Annotated in this window: 11 protein-coding genes; 7 read left to right on the plus strand and 4 right to left on the minus strand. The window is 71.1% G+C overall.

The features are described 5' to 3' along the window. Positions 1 to 182: 182 nt before the first annotated feature. On the minus strand, positions 183 to 1,685 hold the full coding sequence (locus ACFHW0_RS18780; RefSeq protein ID WP_416609331.1) for a catalase: 1,503 nt from the start codon (positions 1,683 to 1,685) through the stop codon (positions 183 to 185). Then, positions 1,682 to 2,137, minus strand: coding sequence for a Fur family transcriptional regulator (locus ACFHW0_RS18785; RefSeq protein ID WP_416609333.1), 456 nt, complete (start codon positions 2,135 to 2,137; stop codon positions 1,682 to 1,684). Before ACFHW0_RS18785 ends, ACFHW0_RS18780 begins: the two co-directional genes overlap by 4 nt. A gap of 196 nt (positions 2,138 to 2,333) precedes the next feature. Here ACFHW0_RS18785 and ACFHW0_RS18790 point away from each other — a divergent pair, with 196 nt between their 5' ends. From ACFHW0_RS18790 to ACFHW0_RS18810, 5 genes are all read left to right on the plus strand, one after another. Then, positions 2,334 to 2,927 carry a hypothetical protein gene (locus ACFHW0_RS18790; RefSeq protein WP_416609334.1) on the plus strand — a complete coding sequence of 198 codons (594 nt, stop codon included), beginning with the start codon at positions 2,334 to 2,336 and terminating at the stop codon, positions 2,925 to 2,927. A gap of 10 nt (positions 2,928 to 2,937) precedes the next feature. Then, on the plus strand, positions 2,938 to 3,957 hold the full coding sequence (locus ACFHW0_RS18795; protein ID WP_416609336.1) for a hypothetical protein: 1,020 nt from the start codon (positions 2,938 to 2,940) through the stop codon (positions 3,955 to 3,957). A 233-nt stretch (positions 3,958 to 4,190) separates the two neighbouring features. After that, positions 4,191 to 5,849, plus strand: a complete 1,659-nt coding sequence (locus ACFHW0_RS18800; protein ID WP_416609338.1) for a sodium:solute symporter family protein — start codon at positions 4,191 to 4,193, stop codon at positions 5,847 to 5,849. A gap of 16 nt (positions 5,850 to 5,865) precedes the next feature. Continuing rightward, a complete protein-coding gene (locus ACFHW0_RS18805; protein WP_357578793.1) occupies positions 5,866 to 6,174 on the plus strand; it encodes a hypothetical protein in 309 nt (102 codons plus the stop codon). 88 nt (positions 6,175 to 6,262) lie between these two features. Then, entirely contained in the window at positions 6,263 to 6,634 is a 372-nt protein-coding gene (locus tag ACFHW0_RS18810; RefSeq protein WP_416609339.1) for a hypothetical protein, read from the plus strand. A 112-nt stretch (positions 6,635 to 6,746) separates the two neighbouring features. Here the strand turns inward: ACFHW0_RS18810 and ACFHW0_RS18815 are convergent, their stop codons facing one another. After that, entirely contained in the window at positions 6,747 to 8,534 is a 1,788-nt protein-coding gene (locus tag ACFHW0_RS18815) for a glycoside hydrolase family 6 protein (protein WP_416609341.1), read from the minus strand. Positions 8,535 to 9,101: 567 nt separating this feature from the next. Here ACFHW0_RS18815 and ACFHW0_RS18820 point away from each other — a divergent pair. Beyond that, positions 9,102 to 10,178: a hypothetical protein gene (locus ACFHW0_RS18820; RefSeq protein ID WP_416609343.1), complete on the plus strand. Its 1,077-nt coding sequence runs from the start codon at positions 9,102 to 9,104 to the stop codon at positions 10,176 to 10,178. Between the two features lies 1 nt (position 10,179). Beyond that, complete coding sequence (locus ACFHW0_RS18825; RefSeq protein ID WP_416609345.1) at positions 10,180 to 10,854, plus strand: class F sortase; 675 nt, start codon at positions 10,180 to 10,182, stop codon at positions 10,852 to 10,854. A gap of 89 nt (positions 10,855 to 10,943) precedes the next feature. On the opposite strand, the gene ACFHW0_RS18830 is transcribed toward ACFHW0_RS18825, so the two are convergent. Further along, positions 10,944 to 16,016 (minus strand): NAD-glutamate dehydrogenase, encoded by a 5,073-nt coding sequence (locus tag ACFHW0_RS18830; RefSeq protein WP_416609347.1) that lies wholly within the window; start codon positions 16,014 to 16,016, stop codon positions 10,944 to 10,946. Positions 16,017 to 16,159 lie beyond the last annotated feature (143 nt).

Here is a 16,159-nt window from a genome sequence, read left to right on the forward strand (position 1 = left end):
GGCAGCGTCGCGGTCGGACTGTTCCGGCCCGCGGTGCCGGGCAGGTCCGGCTGACGCCTTGGGCAGGATACGTAATCCTCGCCCGATGCACTACCGTCCGTCGCGCCCGGCCCACCGGACGAACGTCCATCGTCGACGAACGCCCCGCCGGAGGCCGGCGGGGCGTTCGCGGACGGCGCGGATCAGGCGTCGACGGAGATGCCGAGGCCCTCGGCGACCCGGCGGCCGTAGTCGGAGTCGCACTGGCTGAAGTGCCAGACCATCTTCTCCTGGATGTGCTTGTCGCACTGGGCCAGCAGGGTGGTCAGGTTGAGGATCAGGTCGTCGCGCTCCCAGTCGGCCATCTCGCGGTAGCGCCGGCCGGCCTGGGAGTAGTTGTTCTGCCGCTCGATCGGGGCCTTCATGACCTGACCCGAGACGAACGGACGGTACTCCCGGTAGGACTCGTCGGCCTCCCGGAGACCGGCGACCGAGGACGGCTCGAAGTTGATGTGCGGGTTGGCACCGCGGTTGTCCACCCCGTACGACATCTGGCCGCCGGTCTGGTTGGTGCTGACCCGCACGTCCTCGCGCGGCCGGTTGACCGGCAGCTGGAGGTAGTTCGGGCCGACCCGGTAACGCTGGGTGTCCGAGTAGGAGAACGTCCGGCCGACAAGCATCTTGTCGTCGGAGAAGTCGATGCCGTCGACCAGCACGCCGGTGCCGAAGGCGATCTGCTCGTTCTCGTTGTGGTGGTCGGTGATGTTGCGGTTGAGCGTCATCATGCCGACCGGCAGGTAGGGAAAGTCCTCCTCCGGCCAGATCTTGGTGTCGTCGAGCGGGTCGAAGTCCAGCTCCGGGTGCTCGTCGTCGCTCATGATCTGGACGTTGAGCTCCCACTTCGGGTGGTCGCCGCGCTCGATCGCCTCGTAGAGGTCCTTCGAGGCGTGGCCCAGGTCGGTGGCCTGGATGGCGTCCGCCTCGGCCTGGGTGAGGTTGTGCTCACCCTGCTGGGACATCCAGTGGAACTTGACCAGCACGCCCTCGCCCTCGGCGTTGACCAGGCGGTAGGTGTTCACCCCGGAGCCGCGCATCGTCCGGTAGTTCTTCGGGATGCCGTACGGGGAGAAGAGCCAGGTCAGCATGTGCATCGACTCGGGCGTGTTCGACATGAAGTCGAAGATCCGGTTCGGCTCCTGGCGGAAGGTGACCGGGTCCGGCTTCAGCGAGTGGATCACGTCCGGGAACTTGATCGCGTCGCGGATGAAGAAGACCTGGAGGTTGTTGCCCACCATGTCCCAGTTGCCGTCCTCGGTGCGGAACTTCACGGCGAAGCCGCGCGGGTCGCGCGCCGCCTCGGAGGAGTCCCGACCGCCAATGACGGTGGAGAAGCGGATCGTGACGGGGGTCTTCTTGCCCCTGGTCTGGAACAGCTTGGCCCTCGTGTAGGTGGACGCCGGCACGGCCTGATCACCGGTTCCGATCGTCCCGTACGCCTCGAACTCGCCGTGCGCGACGAAGCCGCGCGCGTGCACCACCCGCTCCGGGATGCGCTCCCGGTCGAAGTGGCTGATCTTCTCCAGGAAGTGGTAGTTCTCCAGCGTCGCCGGGCCGCGCGAACCGACCGTCCGCTGCTGCTGGTTGTTGTGCACGGGGTGACCCTGGCGGGTGGTGAGGATCGACCTGTTGGCCTGCGGGTCGCTCATGGCTCTCCTCCTGATCGGTGTGGCGGCTGGCGTCGGTCGTGCTGCGGCTGGCACCCGGGGCACCGGCCCCAGTAGGTGACCTCGGTGAACTCCACCGCGAAGGCGGCGGCCCCGGGGTCGAGGCAGGGCCCGGGGGCCCGGTCGCGCCGGGTGTCGACGATCGCGCCGCAGTCCCGGCAGACCAGGTGGTCGTGGTCGTCCCCGCCCAGCTCGTACCGGGCCGGTCCGCCGGCCGGGGCGAACCGGCGCAGCAGGCCCGCGCCGGTGAGCGCGTGCAGGACGTCGTAGACCGCCTGGCCCGAGATCCGCCCGAGACGGGCCCGGGCGAGTCGGGTGATCGTGTCGGCGTCCAGGTGCGGCCGGTCGCGCACCGCGGCGAGCACCGCGAGCCGGGGCTGCGTGACGCGCAGCCCCGCCGCCCGCAGGCGTTCGACGTCGGGTCCGACCGGCATCACCCCACCCAAGCGCGTTTTCTGGAACGAGTCAAGTTTTGGCAGCCGATCACGCTGTGTGACTCGTCATGCGGTGGCGGGGAATCAGCAGGGGTCGGGTCCGTCGGGTCGCGGGGTCGGGTTCGTCAGGAAAATGCGCCGGAACGGGATTGGCGATCAGTGAGCGGAGGGAATACCACCTGATGAAGGAGGAGCCATGTCGCCCACGCAGATAGTCGTCATCGTTCTCGTCGTGCTGGTGATCGCGGCCGTAGCCGTGGCCGCCCGGTCGTACGCCCGCCGCCGCGCGCTGCGGTCGCGGTTCGGTCCCGAGTACGACCGTGCCGTCGCCGAGCAGGACAACCGGACCGCCGCCGAACGGGAACTGCGGGAGCGGGAGCGTCGCCACGCGGAGCTCACGCTGACCCCCCTCGCCCCCGAGTCCCGGGCCCGGTACTCCGCCGCGTGGGAGGAGCTCCAGGTCCGCTTCGTCGACTCCCCCGCCGAGACCGTGGGTGAGGCGGACGAACTGGTCACCCGGCTCATCGCGGAACGTGGCTACCCCACGGGCGAGTTCTCCGACCAGGTCGCCCACCTCTCCGTCGAGCACGCCCGCACGCTGGGCCACTACCGCGACGCCCACGAGATCCACCTGCGCAACTCCCGGGGCGAGGCGAGCACCGAGGAACTCCGCCAGGCCGTCGTCCACTACCGCGCCCTCTTCGCAGACCTGCTCGGCGAGGAGCCGGTCGGCGCCCGTCCGTCCGCGCAGCACGACCCGGACAGCCAGCACGACGTCACGAGCCGCTAGGAGGATGACCATGCGCCAGGAAGAGCAGCGGGTGGACAACGAGCACCCCGAGGCCGTCCGCTCCGAGCCGGTGCCGGTGCCGGTGCCGCCTCCGGGCGACCGGGCCGGCCGGGCCGACGTACCCGAGGACGTCCTCGACGACCGGGGCACCTTCGACGATCCGGCGGTCGCCGACCGCGACCGGGCCGACCGGGCCGACCGCGACGACGAGCCGTCGCGCGGCCGGGACGCCGGCAAGGGCCGGCCGGACGACCGGGACGCCGAGCGCGACCGGGCCGGGTTCCACGAGCCGGGGCCGGTGCCGACCGCCTTCGGGGCCACCAGCGTCGGCGGCGCGGTCGCCGCGTCCGCCCTGGCCAGTCCCCTCCCCGAGGACGAGCCCGACCCGCGTACGGAGTCGACCGCGCGGCCGGGCGACGGCGCCGTGGACGGCCCCCGGGAGGGCCGCCGGGCGGACCCGACCGCCGAGTTCCACCGTTCCGTCGGGCTCGGCGACAACCGCTCCGACGACCGGCAGGACCGCCGGGACGGCGCCGAGGCGCTGCCGCCGGACGCCGCCGACGGCCGTCCCGAGCGCCGGGCCGACGTCACCGGGTGGGCCGGCGACCCGGAGGGCGGCGCGGCCGGGGCGGCCGGGTACGGCAGCGCCACGCCCGCCATGGTCGACCCGGACGCCGAGCACGCGCCGGCCGGACGCGTGGCCACCGGGGAACTGGGGTCCGCCGGGACCGACCGCCCGGCGGGCGCGACGGTGGCCGCCGAACCGGCCAGCCTCTTCGACCCGGCGACGGCGCAGGGCTTCCGGGACCGCTGGCGCAACGTCCAGCTGCGGTTCGTGGACGATCCCCGCGCGGCGGCCGGGGAGGCCCAGTCGCTGGTCGACGAGGCCATTCAGGCGCTCTCCTCGGCGCTGTCCGCGCAGAAGAACAAGCTGGGCGGCTGGCAGGACGCCGGCTCGGCCGACACCGAACAGCTCCGGATGGCCGTCCGCCACTACCGAGACTTCCTGGACCGGGTGCTCGGGCGCTGACCCGGTTCCCCGCGGACGCCCCCGGCCGGTCGGCCGGGGGCGTCTCTGCGTCCGGACTCCGCTCGCGGCGCGGCGACGGGCCCTCCGGACAGCGGCGTCCCGCCCGTGCCTCCGAGGCCGGGGAAACGGGGCGCGGACGGGTTTTCGGCACCCCAGGCGTGAAACCGCGCGTTCGGGGTAATTGGGCGCGCGCGCACTCATCCGGCGCACGCGGTCGACGAAGGGTTACAGGGATGGACGACGATGGCCTGCGGCTGAACATGAACGTCCTGGACTACGGCATCCTGGCGCTCTACTTCGTCACGGTGCTCGGTGTCGGCTTCGCCGCCCGGCGGGCCATCAAGACCAGCGTCGACTTCTTCCTCTCCGGCCGCTCGCTGCCCGCCTGGGTGACCGGACTCGCCTTCGTCTCGGCCAACCTCGGGGCGTTGGAGATCATCGGCATGGCCGCCAACGGCGCCCAGTACGGCGCGATGACGTTGCACTACTACTGGATCGGCGCCGTGCCGGCGATGGTCTTCCTCGGCATCGTGATGATGCCGTTCTACTACGGCTCCAAGGTCCGCAGCGTGCCCGAGTACCTGCGGCTGCGCTTCAACCGCCCCACCCACCTGCTGAACGCGCTCAGCTTCGCGGTCGCCCAGGTGCTCATCGCCGGGGTGAACCTCTACGCCCTGGCGCTGATCATGCAGGCGCTGCTCGGCTGGCCGCTCTGGGTCGCCATCGTGATCGGCGCGCTGATCGTGCTGGCGTACATCACCGTGGGTGGCCTCTCCGGGGCGATCTACAACGAGGTGCTCCAGTTCTTCGTGATCATCGCGGGCCTGCTGCCGATCACGATCCTGGGACTGGTCAAGGTGGGCGGCGTCTCCGGCCTGATGGAGGCGGTGCGCGAGTCCAAGCTGGGCGAGGCGGGGCTGCACACCTGGCAGGACACCGGCGGCACCGACAACCCGCTCGGCGCCCACTGGATCGGCATCGTCTTCGGCCTCGGCTTCGTGCTCTCCTTCGGCTACTGGACGACCAACTTCGCCGAGGTGCAGCGCGCGCTGTCGGCCAAGAACATGAGCGCCGCCCGGCGTACGCCGATCATCGCCGCCTACCCCAAGCTGCTCATCCCGGTGGTCACGGTGATCCCCGGCCTGGTCGCCCTCGTGACGGTGCAGGGGCTCGGCGCGGAGAGCGGCGACCTGGTCTACAACAACGCGATCCCGCTGCTGATGCGCGACCTGCTCCCCAACGGCGTGCTCGGGATCGCGGTCACCGGCCTGGTCGCCTCGTTCATGGCCGGCATGGCGGCGAACGTGAGCGGCTTCAACACCGTGTTCACCTACGACATCTGGCAGCAGTACGTGCGCCGGGACCGCCCGGACGAGTACTACATCCGCATCGGCCGGTGGGCGACGGTCGGCGGCGTGCTGGTCGGCATCGGCACGGCGTTCATCGCCGCCGGGTTCAGCAACATCATGAACTACATCCAGGCGCTGTTCTCGCTGTTCAACGCGCCGCTGTTCGCCACCTTCATCATCGGCATGTTCTGGCGGCGGATGAGTGCCGCCGCCGGCTTCCTCTCCCTGCTGATGGGCACCCTGGCGGCGCTGGCGACCTATTTGCTCTACAAGGCCGGGGTGGTGCACTTCAACTCTGACCTGGAGGAGAGCTTCTGGGGCGCCGGCATCGCGTTCGGCACGGCGGCCGTCGTCGCCGCCGTCGTGACCCCGTTCACCGCGAAGAAGCGGGACGAGGACCTGCGCGGGCTGGTCTACGGCATGGGCGCCGTCGACGTGAAGGGCGACCTGCTGACCGGGGACGCCGTCTGGTGGCGCTCCCCGGTGCTCCTGGGCCTGATCGCGGTGGCGCTGTCCCTCCTCCTCTACGTGCCGTTCTTCTAGGAAGGGGTGCTCGGCCATGAGCATGGAAAACCTCAACCCGCACGGGCACGACCGGTCGGTCGAGGCCACCGAGGAGGCCCGCCGCCGCTCGGCCGCCGCCCGGCTGTTCGACATCCGCCGGGTGATCGGTGGCCTCTTCACCGCGTACGGGGCGATCGTCACCCTGATCGGCGTCTTCGACGGCGATTCCGCCGTGCAGAAGGCGCAGGGAGTCCGGATCAACCTCTGGGCGGGCCTCGGCATGCTCGCCTTCGGCGTGCTGATGCTGCTCTGGCAGTGGCGCAATCCGGTCGAACCGCCGGAGACCTCCGACGAGGAGCGCTGAGCCGGCCCGCCGGCCCCCGGCATGGGCACCGCCACGCCGGGTACGCGAGCAGGATCAGGAGACCACCTGGCGACAGGAGGGCAGCGACATGACGGACCGTGACCGTGACCGACCGCTGGAGGAGAGCCCGGAGGTGGCCGCGGCGGTCGAGGACGACACCGGCATCCCGCAGCTGATGACCGGCGGCGGCGCCGACCGCGACACTCCGTCGTTCACCGGGCCCGGGGACGAGGTGGGTGGCGGCGAGCTGATCGGCGACCCGTACGCCGCCGGCACCGGCGCGACCGGCACCGGCACGGGCGCGGCCCCGGACAACATCCGCACCGGGGCGGAGCAGCCCTGGGAGCCGGAGGACCTGGTCGCGGCCCGGGGGCAGGACCTGACGCCGGAGAACGTCGAGCGGGCCCGCCGGGACCTGGCCGAGCTGGGCCGCGCGGCGATCGAGAAGACGGTGCCCTGACCGGCGTACGCGAGGGGGCCCCCGGCCCGACCGTCGGACGGTCGGACCGGGGGCCCGGGGAACCTGCCGCTGGAGCGCCTCACCTACTGCCAGCGGCGGGTGGGCACCGCTCTCAGAGCGCCGGGTACGCGTTCTGCATGAGCTGCGCGAACTGCGCCGGGAACCAGGCGCCCGAGATCGGGGCGTCCGGCAGGGCGCCGCTCATGCTGTTGCCGTTGCGGGCGTTACCGGTGTAGGTCGGGTCGCACATCCGGTCGAAGCCCTTGCCCTCGTTGTTCGGGATCTCCTTGCTGGAGCCGTCCGACTCGCCCGGGGGCTTCACCCAGACGTACGCGTCGATGCCCGGCTCCGGCGCGGCCTTCGGGCGCTCGCCCAGGCCGGCCCCGGCCTGGTTGCACCAGTTACCGGCGTGGATCCGCCGGTCCACCCGACCGCCGTTGACGTACGTGTCCACGTTGGTCGTCGCGCCCGGGCCGGTGGGCCGGGCGGAGCCGCCCCAGCCGTTGCGGGACGTGTCGATCAGCATGCCGATCTTCGAGTCGAAGCCCTTGGCGACGAGCTCGTTGCGGAACGCCTGGGCGAACGAGAGCTCGTCCACGTAGAAGTTCCAGTCGATCCACTTGGACTGCCGCACGCTGGTCCCGTTGACGTTGTCCGTGATCTTGATGTAGGGCTCGCGCAGCGCCGAGTAGTTGGCGGTGTTGACGATGAAGCCGTGGACGTGGTTCACCGTGCTGCCGGAGGCCACGGCGGCGTCCTTCAGGATCTGCGCGGTCGGGCTGAAGTTGCTGTCCCAACCGATCCAGCCGTGGTGGGCGGCGTCGATGTAGTTGTAGACGTTGCCGATCGCGCCCAGCTTCGACAGGGCGTACCCGACACCGTTGACGTAGGCGCCGTTGGCCTTCACCGTGTCGCACATCGCGGTGCCGCCGGGGTTGCCCGAGGTGTTGGTCACCAGGTTCGGCAGCGAGTCGATCTCGATGATGTTCACGATCCGCAGGCTGGCGTACTTCGGGTCGCCCTGGATCGCGGCGATCGGGTCGATGTACTCGGCCTTGTACCTGGGCAGCTCGTCCGCGCGCAGCTCACCGTTCGACGCCAGCGCGGCACAGTCCCGGCCGGGCAGGTTGTAGATCACGAACTGGATGTAGTCCGCGCCCTGCTCGAGGGCCTTGTTCAGGTGGTCGCGGACGCCCATCGCGCCGTTGGAGCTGCTGTCCGGGGTGCCGTTGATGGCGGCGATCCGGTCGATCCACACGGCGGTCGGGTTGTTCGACACCCGGTTGCCGCCCGCGACCGACTCGGCCTTGGCCTTCCACTCCGGGTTCACGTACCCCTGGGCGTTCAGGTAGGGGTTGTCCACCTTCTGCCCGGGCGGCGGGGTGGTGGGCGGCGGGGTGGTCGGCGGCGGGGTCGTCGGCGGCGGCGTCGAGGGGGGCGGCGTCGTCGGCGGGGTCGTGGTGGGCGGGGTGCCGCCGTTGCAGGTCACGCCGTTGAGCGTGAACGAGGTCGGCTTCGGGTTGCTGCCGCTCCAGGCCCCGTTGAAGCCGAGGCTCACCGTGGCGCCGCTGGCCACCGCGCCGTTGTAGGACTCGTTCTGCGCGGTGACGTTCCGGCCGCTCTGCGACCAGCGGGCCGACCAGCCCTGCTGCACCCGCTGGTTGCCGTCGGGGAAGGTGAAACCGAGCGTCCACCCGTTGAGGGCGTCGCCGATGTTCTTGATGTTGACGGTGGCGGTGAACCCACCCTGCCAGTCGCTCGTCGTGTACGACACGTCGCACTGGGTGGCGGCGTGCGCCACGGTGACCGGCAGGGTCACCAGTCCGCCCGCGACCAGAGCGCCCGCGCCACCGAGCGCGAGGGCCCGGCGGGGGCCGGACAGCCTTCTCCACACATTCATGCCACTGATCTCCTTGGGCGAGACCGGATCCGCGAACGGCCCGGCGATACGGCCCGATGGGCGTCCTGCGCGGACGTCCGCCGGCACCACGGGTTCTTCGGGGGTGTGCCCGACCCGGTCGGGCGTTTGGTGGTGGTCCGACCGGCGACAACGTGCCGGTCGGGAGGCGGGACGTCGTCCGGCGGACCGGTGCCCTCGACTCCTGCCTGCGCGGTGTGGCTCCCCGAACCGCGTGCAGCGATTCTTGCATGGGAGCGCTTCCATGGCAATGCCTCGATGTGGTGCGAGGGTCCGAAGGGACCGCCGGAGCCGGCGGGGCGGACGTGACGGGACGGGAAGGGCCGGCGCGGCACGGGCCACGCGACCGGCCCTGCCGGCGCCACGAGGGCGGTAACCACCCGACCGCACCCGGCGTGCCGCCAAAGCCGCGTAGCGCTCCTAGCGCCCTTAGCCTGCCGAAATACTAAAACACGAATCTTTCCCTTCATAGCTCATGAAACGGTCTAACGTCGTCTCTAGCTCGGTTGTCGCCGGGCTCAGGACAACAGGGATGGAGTGACGCAGGTCATGGCAAACAAGATGCTCGGGAAGGTCGTTGCTGGCGCGGCCCTCGGTGGCGCCTCCTTGCTCGTGTTCACGCCGGGGATCGCGTTCGCGGACGGCCACCAGGACGACGAGGGCAAGGTCTACGCCAAGCCGCACGTCGTCAAGGCGGGCGACACGGTCAAGCTGATCGAGGTCTGCCCGGACCGGCAGGAGCACGCATTCGTGTGGTCGAAGGTCACCGGCAAGGTCAAGCTCAAGCCGGCCGAGGGCCGCACCGACCGGCGTGGCGGGGAGGACTCCCGCGACCACGACAAGGGCCCCGACCACGAGGGCAAGGGCCGCGACCACGACAAGGGCAAGGACCACGAGGACAAGGGCCGCGACCACGGCAAGGACGACAACGGCAAGGACGACAACGGCAAGGACGACAACGGCAAGGACGAGAGCCCCAGGCCGCAGCCGCCGGCCAACGGCACCGACCAGCCGCAGCCGCCGGCCAACGGTGGCCAGCCGCCCGCCGACGGCCAGGGTGGCGGCGCCGCCGACGCCGCCGGTGACGAGGGCGCCCGCGACTGGAAGGGCTACGAGCACGGCCAGGACGCCGAGGGCGACCGTGGCGACAAGGGCCACGACAAGGGCCACGACAAGGGCGACCGTGAGGGCCGCGAGGACCACGAGGACAAGTACGGCTCGGACGAGTACGACCGCGAGGACCGCAAGGACCACGCCGGGTACGGCTCAGACAGCAACGGCTCGGACGAGTACGACCGGGAGGGCCACGACAACGGCTGGTCGGACGAGGAGTCCGAGGGCAACGGCAAGGACAAGGACCGCTGGGAGCACAAGCGGGACTTCGTCTACTACGGCGAGGCCGAGGTCTCCGAGGACGCCAAGCCGGGCCGTTACGAGCTCAAGGGCTCGTGCGGCGAGGGCGAGCTGGTCGTGCTGCCGCGCGGTGGGGTCGACGGTGGTGACGGTGGCGTCGGCGCCGGCACCGACCGGGGCCTGGCCGCCGGTGGGGCGAGCCTGATCGGCGCGGCCGCCCTGGGTGGTCTCGTGCTGATGCGCCGTCGTCGGACCGATGAGTCCTTCGTCTGACATGACGGCGACACCGGCCGGCGGCCGTCACGGGACACCGTGGCGCGCCGCCGGCGCGGCCGTCGTCGTCGTGCTCGCCATGGTCGGCGCCGGCCTGATCGGCGCCTCGGTCAAGACCGGACCTGCTCCCCGCCCCCCGCAGCCCCTGGCCGCGTCGGCCAGCACCCGGCCGGCGGTCGCCGACGCGCCGGACCCGGACGTCGCCGCCGGCACGGGCCTCGCCCGCTCCGCCCCCACCACCATCGCCATCCCCCGGATCGGGGTCGACGCCGCGATCATGCCGCTCGGCACCAACCCGGACGGCACCGTCCAGGTGCCCCCGCTGGAGCGGGCGCAGCTGGCCGGCTGGTACGAGCCGGGGCCCAGCCCGGGTGAGATCGGCAACGCGGTCATCGTCGGGCACGTCGACTCGGCGGCGATGGGGCCGGCGGTCTTCTTCTCCCTCGGTGCGCTGCAACCGGGCGACACCATCACCGTCACCCGGGAGGACGGACAGCAGGCCACCTTCACCGTCGAGTCGGTCAAGGCGTACCCGAAGACGGAGTTCCCGACCGAGCAGGTCTACGGTCCCAGCGACCGGCCCGGCCTGCGCGTGGTCACCTGCGGCGGGACCTTCGACCAGGCCGCCGGCAGCTACCCCGACAACGTGGTCGTCTTCGCCTCCATGCCGGCCTGAGCCGGCAACCACGCGGCACCCTCCACCACAGGACACGACGCGGTCCGGCCGGTCGGAACACCGACCGGCCGGACCGCGTGCCGTATGCGTCAGGCGGCGGCGGAGGTCCGCACCAGGGTGCGGATCTGGCGCAGCAGCACCGACAGGGCGGCGAGGTCCGCCCGGGACTCGTCGAACTCCCCCATCGCCCGCTCGGCGCGGTGGATCGAGGTGGCGTTCGACTGCTCCCACTGGAGCACCCGCTCCTGCGGCGACAGGCTGCCGGAGGTGGAGTCGAGAACCTCCGCGGTCAGCGCGGCCAGCGCGGCGTACAGGTCGTAGCGCAGCGCCATCCGGGCCAGCGTCTGCCAGCGATCCTCACGCGGCAGCAGGGAGATCTTCGACAGCAGCGAGTCGACCCGGAAGCGGTCGGAGAGCACGAAGTAGACCGAGGCCACCTCGCCCACGTCCCGCCCGCTGCTCGCCGCGGTCTCCACCACGTCGAGCAGGCCGAAGCTGTACATCAGCCGGGTCGCCTGCTCGGCCAGGTCGCGCGGCAGCCCCCGTCCGGTGAGCGAGTCGATGTGCGCCGCGAGGGACTCCCGCTCGCTGCCGTAGAAGCGCTCCTCCAGATCGGGCAGGAGCCGGGCCACCCCGTCGCGCAGCCGGGCGATCTCCGCCGGCACGTCGATCGGCGAACGGCGGTTGGTCACCAGCCACCGCACCGCCCGGTCGAGCAGGCGCCGCGTGTCCAGGTAGACGCTGGTCTGCAACTCGGGGTCGATCCGGTTGTCCAGGGCCTCCACCGCGTCCCACAGCGCGCGCAGCCCGAACACCTCGCGGACCACCACGTACGCCCGGATCACGTCCGCCGCCGAGGCGGCCGTCTCCTCGACCACCCGGAAGACGAACGAGATGCCACCCCGGTTGATCGCCTCGTTGACCAGCACCGTCGTCACGATGTCCCGGCGCAGCCGGTGCTGGCCCATCCGGTCGGCGAACCGCTCGCGCATCGGCGTCGGGAAGTAGTTGACCAGGACCTCGGTCGTCCACTCCTCGTCCGCGAGCCCCTCCGCCAGGATCTCCGTCTCAAGGACGATCTTGACGTACGCGAGGAGCACCGCGAACTCCGGCGCGGTCAGCCCGGACTCGGTGCGCACCGCCATCTCGTCGTCCGGCGGCAGCGCCTCCAGGGACCGGTCCAGCGCCCCCGAGCGCTCCAGGTCGGTGATCATCCGCCGGTGCACCGGCAGCAGCGAGGCGGCCTGCGCCTGCGCGTTGTTGATCGCCCGGGCCTGGTCGTAGTTGTCCCGCAGCACCAGCTCGGCGACCTCGTCGGTCATCCCCGCGAGCAGCTCGTCCCGCTCGGGCAGGGTCAACGCGCCGTCGGCGACCGCCGTGTTCAGCAGGATCTTGATGTTCACCTCGTGGTCGGAGCAGTCCACCCCGGCCGCGTTGTCGATGAAGTCCGTGTAGATCCGCCCGCCGGTCTGGGCGTACTCGATCCGGCCGAGCTGGGTCCAGCCCAGGTTACCGCCCTCGCCGACCACCCGGCAGCGCACGTTCCTGCCGTCCACCCGGATCGCGTCGTTGGACTTGTCGCCCACCTCCGCGTTGGCCTGGCTGGAGGCCTTCACGTACGTGCCGATGCCGCCGTTCCAGAACAGGTCGACGGGCGCGGTCAGGATGGCCTTCATCAGCTCCTGCGGGGAGAGCTGCGTCACGTCGTCGTCCAGGCCCAGCACCTCGCGGACCTGCGGCGAGATCGGCACCGACTTGGCGGTACGCGGGTACACGCCGCCACCGGCGGAGATCAGCGCCCGGTCGTAGTCCTCCCACGACGAACGGGGCAGGTCGAACAGCCGCCTCCGCTCGGCGTACGAGGTCGCGGCGTCCGGAGCCGGGTCGAGGAAGATGTGCCGGTGGTCGAACGCGGCCACCAGCCGGATGTGCTCCGACAGCAGCATCCCGTTGCCGAACACGTCGCCGGACATGTCGCCGACCCCGACCACGGTGAAGTCCTGGGTCTGGGTGTCGTGGCCCATCTCGCGGAAATGCCGCTTCACCGACTCCCAGGCGCCCCGGGCGGTGATGCCCATCTTCTTGTGGTCGTACCCGGCGGAGCCGCCGGAGGCGAACGCGTCGCCGAGCCAGAACTGGTGGGCCGTGGAGATCTCGTTGGCGATGTCCGAGAACGTCGCCGTGCCCTTGTCCGCCGCGACCACCATGTACGGGTCGTCGCCGTCGTGCCGGACCACGTCCTCCGGCGGCACGATCTCGCCGCTGACGATGTTGTCCGTGACGTCCAGCAGCGCCGAGATGAACTCCTTGTAGCAGACGACCGCCTCGTCCCGGTCCCCCGGCTTCTGCTTGAGCACGAAGCCGCCCTTGGCGCCGACCGGCACGATGACGGCGTTCTTCACCATCTGCGCCTTGACCAGGCCGAGCACCTCGGTGCGGAAGTCCTCGCGGCGGTCGGACCAGCGCAACCCGCCCCGGGCCACCGGCCCGAACCGCAGGTGCACGCCCTCGAAGCGCGGCGAGTACACGAAGATCTCGAACTTCGGCCGTGGCGCCGGCAGGTCCGGGATGGCCTGCGGGTCCAGCTTGAGCGCCACGTACGACTTCGGCCGCCCGTCGGCGCGCTTCTGGTAGAAGCTGGTGCGCAGGGTGGCCTGGATCATCGTCAGGTAGGCGCGCAGGATCCGGTCCTGGTCGAGGCTGGCGACGTCGTCCAGCGCGGCCCGGATGTCGCCCACCAGCTCGGCGCTGCGCTGCTGCCGCTGCTCGTGGCCGTCCGCGCCGGGCGCGAACCGCACCTCGAACAGCTCCACCAGCAGGGCGGCGATCCTCGGGTACGCGATGAAGGTCTGCTCCATGTACTCCTGGGAGAAGACCGTGCCGGCCTGGCGCAGGTACTTCGCGTACGCGCGCAGCACCACCACCTGCCGCCAGGTGAGACCGGCGCGCAGCACCAGCTCGTTGAAGCCGTCCACCTCGGCCTCGCCCCGCCACGCCGCCGCGAAGGCGTTCTCCACGTGCGGGCGCACCTCGGCCAGCTCCTGGTGGCCCTCGGGCAGCCGCAGCCCGAAGTCGTAGAGGTAGACCCGGCCGTCGATCCGGTCCACCTCGTGCGGGTGCTCGTCGACCACCTTGACGCCGAGCGAGTGCAGCACCGGCAGCACGGCGGAGAGCATCATCGGCTCGCCGTAGCGGTAGACCTTGAAGCGGACGTCCATCGCCTCGTCGACGTCCGGCCCCCGCCCGCCGGCCCGCGGCGCGAGCTGCTTGCGGAACAGGTGCATCTCCAGCTGGCCGGGCTCCTCCAGCAGCTCCAGCTTCGCCAGGTCCTTCATCGCCTCGTACGGCGTGTGGCCGTCCTTGTAGCCCTCGGGGAAGGCGTCGGCGTACCGGGTGAACAGGTGCTTGGCCTGCTCGTCGCCGAGCTTGCGCTCCAGCACCAGCCGGTAGTCGTCGTCCCAGAGCCGGGTGGCGTCGGCCAGCTCCTCGGCGAGCAGGTCGGCGTCGATGTCGCCCGGAGTGTTGGTCGGGTCGGTCCGGACGATGAAGTGCACCCGGGCGAGCATCGACTCGGTGACCCGGGTCGTGTAGTCGACCCCGACGCCGTTCAGCTCGCGCAGCAGGATGTCCTGCATCCGCAGGCGGTTCTGGGTGGTGAACCGGTCCCGGGGCAGGTAGATCAGGCAGGAGATGAACCGCCCGTACGCGTCCCGGCGCAGGAACACCCGCAGCTGCCGGCGACCGGCCATCCGCAGCACGCCGATGACCGCGTGGTAGAGGTCCTCGGTCTTGATCTGGAACAGCTCGTCGCGCGGGTAGGTCTCCAGGATCTGGAGCAGGTCCTTGCCGGAGTGGCTGCGCTGGCTCAGGCCGGAGCGGTCCAGCACCTCGGCCACCTTGCGGCGGACCACCGGCAGCTCCTGCACGCTGGTCCGGTACGCGGCCGTGGAGAACAGCCCGAGGAAGCGCCGCTCGCCGATCACCTCGCCGGCCTCGTTGAAGATCTTGAAGCCGATGTAGTCGAGGTAGGCGGAGCGGTGCACGGTGGCCCGCGAGTTCGCCTTGGTGATGATCAGCAGCCGCTTCTCGGTGACCTTGTCGTGCGCCTCGGGCGTCATCGACGACAGCGGCCGGGCCTCCGGGGAGTCCTGGCGCAGGATGCCCAGCCCGGTGCCCAGCACCGCCTCCAGGGCTTGTCCGCTGCCCCCGGCCCCGGCACCCGACTCGCCGGTGTCGACCAGCCGGTACTCCCGGTAGCCCAGGAACGTGAAGTGGTCGTGGGCGAGCCAGCGGAGCAGCTCCACCGAGTCCGTGATGTCCTTCTCCGGCACCGGCGGCCGGTTGTCCGACGTCCGCGCGGCGGCCAGTTCGTCGGCGAGGGCGAGGGCCCGCTGGCGCATCTTGGGCCAGTCCTCCACCGCCTCCCGTACGTCGGTGAGCACCCGCTGGAGCTCCCGGCGCAGCCTGTCCCGCTCGGCGGCGTCGCGCACCGGGTCGATCTCGATGTGCATCCAGCTCTCGACCAGGTCGCCGGCGATGGCGTCGTCGGGCTCGACGTCGGCGGAGACCTCGACCAGCCGGCCCAGCGGCTCGCGCCGGACCACCACCAGCGGGTGGACCAGCAGGTGCACGTCCAGGTGGTGCGAGTTGAGCAGGGCGGTCACCGAGTCGACCAGGAACGGCATGTCGTCGGTGACGATCTCGATGACGGAGTGGTGCTGATCGGCGTCGGGCTCGTGGATGCGCAGCTTCAACTCGCCCGGTACCCGCTGCTGGGCGAGGTCGCGGTGCGCGCGGGCCGCCTCCAGCATCTCCTCGGCGGTGAAGCCGATCAGCTCCTCGTCCGGCGCGAACCGCCAGAAGCGGCTGACCAGGGTCGCCGCGTCGTGGTCGTCGCCGGCGAGCGCGACCGCCTGGGCGACCAGGCGCTCCACGTTGGGAACCGGCTCGTCGAGTTCGTTGTCCTCCACGTCGTCGGCCAGCGCGTCGGCGGGCAGACCCAGATCGTAGAGGGTGTCGATACTCGAACCGGTCATCCCGGTCACTCCTGTGTCGAGTCGGCCGTAGCCGTCCCCGTCGGTCGCCGAATCGAAGCTGTCGTCCCGGCCGGTGTCATCCTGCCGGAGGTCGGGTCCCGGTTTGATCGCCGGACGCCGGTCCATCGGTGCCACTCCCCTCGACCCACCGCATTGTGGGTCACTCTGCCGCCCAGCCTAGGCCCTGCCGTTCCGCCCCTTGCTCGGCGGACCACGGTGCGGACGTCCGGTTCCGGACTTCGTCCTTTCACCCGTTGCGGGTACGAGGT

The organism is Micromonospora sp. LOL_025, from assembly GCF_048060285.1.
Lineage (GTDB): Bacteria > Actinomycetota > Actinomycetes > Mycobacteriales > Micromonosporaceae > Micromonospora.